3 protein-coding genes are annotated in these 3891 nt (G+C 58.9%); all 3 read left to right on the top strand.

All coding sequences use genetic code 11. The features are described 5' to 3' along the window. The first annotated feature begins 414 nt into the window (after positions 1-414). From MJ257_RS24315 to MJ257_RS24305, 3 genes are read left to right on the top strand one after another with little or no spacing between them, the layout of a single operon-like run. Complete coding sequence (locus MJ257_RS24315; RefSeq protein WP_240271757.1) at positions 415-1845, top strand: DEAD/DEAH box helicase; 1431 nt, start codon at positions 415-417, stop codon at positions 1843-1845. A gap of 23 nt (positions 1846-1868) precedes the next feature. Next, entirely contained in the window at positions 1869-2621 is a 753-nt protein-coding gene (locus MJ257_RS24310; protein WP_270406508.1) for an ABC transporter ATP-binding protein, read from the top strand. Between the two features lie 2 nt (positions 2622-2623). Continuing rightward, on the top strand, positions 2624-3850 hold the full coding sequence (locus MJ257_RS24305) for an ABC transporter permease (protein WP_240271756.1): 1227 nt from the start codon (positions 2624-2626) through the stop codon (positions 3848-3850). Positions 3851-3891: the final 41 nt, after the last annotated feature.

Raw genomic sequence — 3891 nt, 5'->3', positions numbered from 1 at the left:
GCGGATCGATAGGCAAACGGGGGAACCCTGTCGTCAAATTAGGGGGTGTCCGGAGCGCGAGTGGAGCATCCGGGAGCGAGTTGGAGGACTAATGTTGTATTTAATACAACAATTTAAATGGGAGTTTGCTCGTTTAGGCCGAATTGTTGTACAAAGTACAACAATATTATAGCTACAGGCAAAATTGAACGTGAAATGTTGTATGAAATACAACATTTCACGGGGGATAGGCCGTTTTTCACCCAAAAATGTTGTATGTAATACAACATTTCGGAAAGGACGAGGCTCCGGCCATTTCCGGATTTCGCTAAATTGAGGCATTGATTTGTTGTGACTCATGCTTATCGCATATAATGAAAATATTGGCATGGGACAACAACACGTAATTATGAAAATAAAGGATGAACTTTGAAAATGACGAAAACAACATTTGCCGGGCTCGGAATCGGTGAGCAACTGTCGGCAGCTTTGCTGGACTACGGGATATCTGAGCCGTCGCCGGTTCAGGCGGAGTGTATCCCTGCGGCGCTGGAAGGCCGGGATATCCTTGCACAGTCGCAGACGGGCACCGGGAAAACGCTGGCTTACCTGCTGCCATTGCTGCAGCGCATGACGCCTGCGGATAAAACGCTGCAGGGGTTGATTCTGGCCCCGACGCAGGAGCTGGCGATGCAAATCCAGCGGGAAGCCGAGAAATACGGGGAGCCGCTGGGCATTAAGACCCAGCCGCTGATCGGAGGCGCGGCAATCAAACGCCAGCTGGAGAAGTTGAAATTGCATCCCCAGCTCGTGGTAGGCACGCCGGGCCGCATCCGCGAAATTCTGGCGCTTCGTAAGCTGAAGCTGCATACACTGCGCACCGTCGTAGTCGATGAGGTGGACCAAATGTTCCAGCTGGGCGGTACGGCGGACGTGGAGCAGATCTTGCGCAGCACGCTGAGGGACCGCCAGTTGATGTTCCTGTCGGCGACGGTCAACCCGGAAATCCGCGCGTTGGCGGCGAAAGAGATGAAGGAGCCGCTGGAAATCGGGATCGAACCGGAGCAGCGGACGTCCAAAACGCTCCAACACCTCTACTTCGTATGCGAGGCGCGGGACAAGATCGATATGCTGCGGCGGATCGTTCGCCACTTTGAACCGGAGCGGACGATCGCCTTTATTAACAATACCGATCAAATTGCCGAGGTAGAGGGGAAGATGAATTATGTCGGCCTCAGTGCCGGGGCCTTATACGGCGATGCCGACAAAACGGCGCGCAGCCTGACGCTGAAGCGGTTTCGCGAAGGCAAAATCCGCGTGCTCGTGGCGAGCGACGTGGCTGCGCGAGGGCTGGACATCGAGGAGCTGGCGCTGGTCGTGAACCTCGATCCGCCGATCGATGCCGAGCATTACGTTCACCGGGTCGGCCGTACCGGTCGGATGGGGCGGCAAGGGTTGGCCGTCTCGATTATTACGCCCCAGGAGGAGTTCATCATGCGCAAGTTCTCCCGGGAGCTAGGCATCGAGATTGAACCGAAGGCGCTATACGGCGGCAAATTAGCCGATGCCGGGGCGGACGCCATTGGCAAGCGAACCCGTCCGTCCGGCGGCGGTAAAGCGGGGGCAGACGCTACAGCCCGCCGTGCGAGCACGCCGGGGACAACGAGCCGTCCCGTCGGGGAAGGGGATGGCGGACGGGCCGGCAAACCCGCGAAGATTTCCGGCCGGCCGGGGAACAAGGCGGCTTCCGGGAACGGGAGGGCGCGGAAGGCTACGCCGACCGCCGAGCGGAAGAAAGACCGCCTGCTGGATCGGAAGAATAAAGGCGCTCCGAAATGGTTGAAAAATAAGCCGCCGCGGAGTTAGGCGGATCGTGGGAGGCGTTAGGTTTGAGTGGAAGTGAACTGCCCGTATTGCAGGTCGAGGAGCTGAGCGGAGGCTACAGCTTGGGGCGGCCTGTGCTTCACGATATTAGCTTCGAGGTGAAGCCGGGGGAAATGGTCGGGCTGATCGGATTGAACGGGGCCGGAAAAAGCACGACCATGAAGCATATTCTTGGGCTGATGGCACCGCATCGGGGCGAGATTCTGATCTCCGGCAGCACGCGAAGCGAAGCGCCGGAGGCGTATCAGTCGCAGCTGGCCTTCGTTCCCGAATCGCCGCTGCTCTACGAAGAACTGACGGTTCGGGAGCATCTGGAGTTTGCCGCCCGGGCTTACGGCGTGGAGCCGGGGACTTACCGGGAACGGGCGGACCGCCTGCTGAAGCTGTTCCATATGGAGGAGAAGGCGGACAGCCTGTCGGCCCATCTCTCCAAGGGGATGAAGCAGAAGGTCATGATCATGTGCGCGTTCGTCGCTCGGCCGCCGCTGTATATTATCGATGAGCCCTTTTTGGGATTGGACCCGCTTGGCATCCGTTCGCTGCTGGATTTCATGCTGGAGATGAAGCAGGGCGGCGCGTCGATTCTGTTAAGCTCGCATATTCTTTCGACGATCGAAAATTACTGCGACCGCTTTATCGTCCTGCACCGGGGGAAGGTGCTGGCCCAAGGGACGCTGGCCGACATCGGGGAGCAGGCGCAAGCCACGGGAGCTTCGCTGGAGCAGATTTTCTACGCCTTAGTGAAGGACGGCGAGTAGCGATGGAGCTTCGAACGCTGCGGAGCCGGCGGAAAGCGGCCTTCTGGGGCAAAGTGCTCCCGTTTTTGCCCTATGTATTTCAAAGCGGCGTCGCCGTGCTGATGCTCCTGCTCCTTATTGCGTTTTCGGCCTGGTATACGGCGTTTCTGCAGAACATTCCACCCGGCTTGCCGATTCGCTGGATATTGCTGTTGCTCTGGGGTCCACTGACCGTATATGCCGGATTTCGAACCTATGCGCAGCCGGCGGACGTCATTTTCTTGTTGCCGCAGGAGACCCAAATGTCTGCATATTTGTCCCCGGCCTTTCGGAATGGACTGATTTATAAGCTGATTGGACTCTATATCGTGGTACTGCTGGCCTGGCCGCTATATCAGCGAAGCGGCGCGGGCGGGGCCATCCAGCCCCTTTGGCTGATGCTGCTCGTACTGCTGCTGCTCAAGGCGTTAAGCGCCTACGGGGCCTGGCAGGAGCTGCGAATCACGACGTCCCGGGCCAGAGCCGGGTTTCGCTTGCTTCGCTGGTGTTTCCTTCTGCTGATGACCGCGGCATGGATCTGGCAGCCGGCTTGGAAAAGCGCTTTGTTCATGGTGCTCATCAGCCTGAATTATGCCCTGATTTTACGGTTTCCGATGAAGCACAAAATCCCTTGGGATAACCTGATCGCCGCCGAACGCTCGGCGGCCGCCCGGGTGATGTTGGTGCTCGGCTGGTTCGTGGACGTTCCGGCCGAAGGGCAGAAGGTCATTCGGCGCCGCTGGCTGTCCGGTGTCGGCAACGGAATCCCTTGGCAACCGGCAGACGCCTACCGGTATTTGCTGGTCAAGACGTTCGTACGCAGCGAATTGCTGGGCATCGTGCTCCGCCTGACGCTGCTCGGCATGGTGCTAGCCGGATGGAACGACAAGTCCTGGCTGGGGCCGGCAATCTATTTGCTGTTTGTGTTCCTGGCGGGCACGCAGCTGGCCTCCATACGACAGGCACATCGCGATTCTCCGGCCGCCTCCTTCTATCCACTGCCTGCCGGCGCGCGGAAGGCTGCAGCGCTGCGGCTAAGCTCCCGCCTGCTGCTCGCGATAACCGTGCTGTTATGGCTGCCGATGGCGGCCATTCCGGGCGGGGCGGCCGCCTTGACGTTTGGCTCCTTGGCCTCGGGTCTTCTGCTGGCCTTTGGCATGCGTTCCGCCTGGAAGCGCAGATGGAGCGAAGAGGACGAAGACGAGGAATGACAAAACGGACCGTTTCCCACTCGGGGACGGTCCGTTTTTGA

Origin of the sequence: Paenibacillus timonensis, from assembly GCF_022427145.1 — a bacterium.
Classification (GTDB): domain Bacteria; phylum Bacillota; class Bacilli; order Paenibacillales; family Paenibacillaceae; genus Fontibacillus; species Fontibacillus timonensis.
This window is presented reverse-complemented; position numbering and strand designations above follow the sequence as displayed.

Bases quoted from the DNA above. Each gene is read 5' to 3' on its own strand.
- MJ257_RS24305 (WP_240271756.1), top strand. From the start codon at position 2,624: ATGGAGCTTCGAACGCTGCGGAGCCGGCGGAAAGCGGCCTTCTGGGGC.
- MJ257_RS24315 (WP_240271757.1), top strand. From the start codon at position 415: ATGACGAAAACAACATTTGCCGGGCTCGGAATCGGTGAGCAACTGTCG.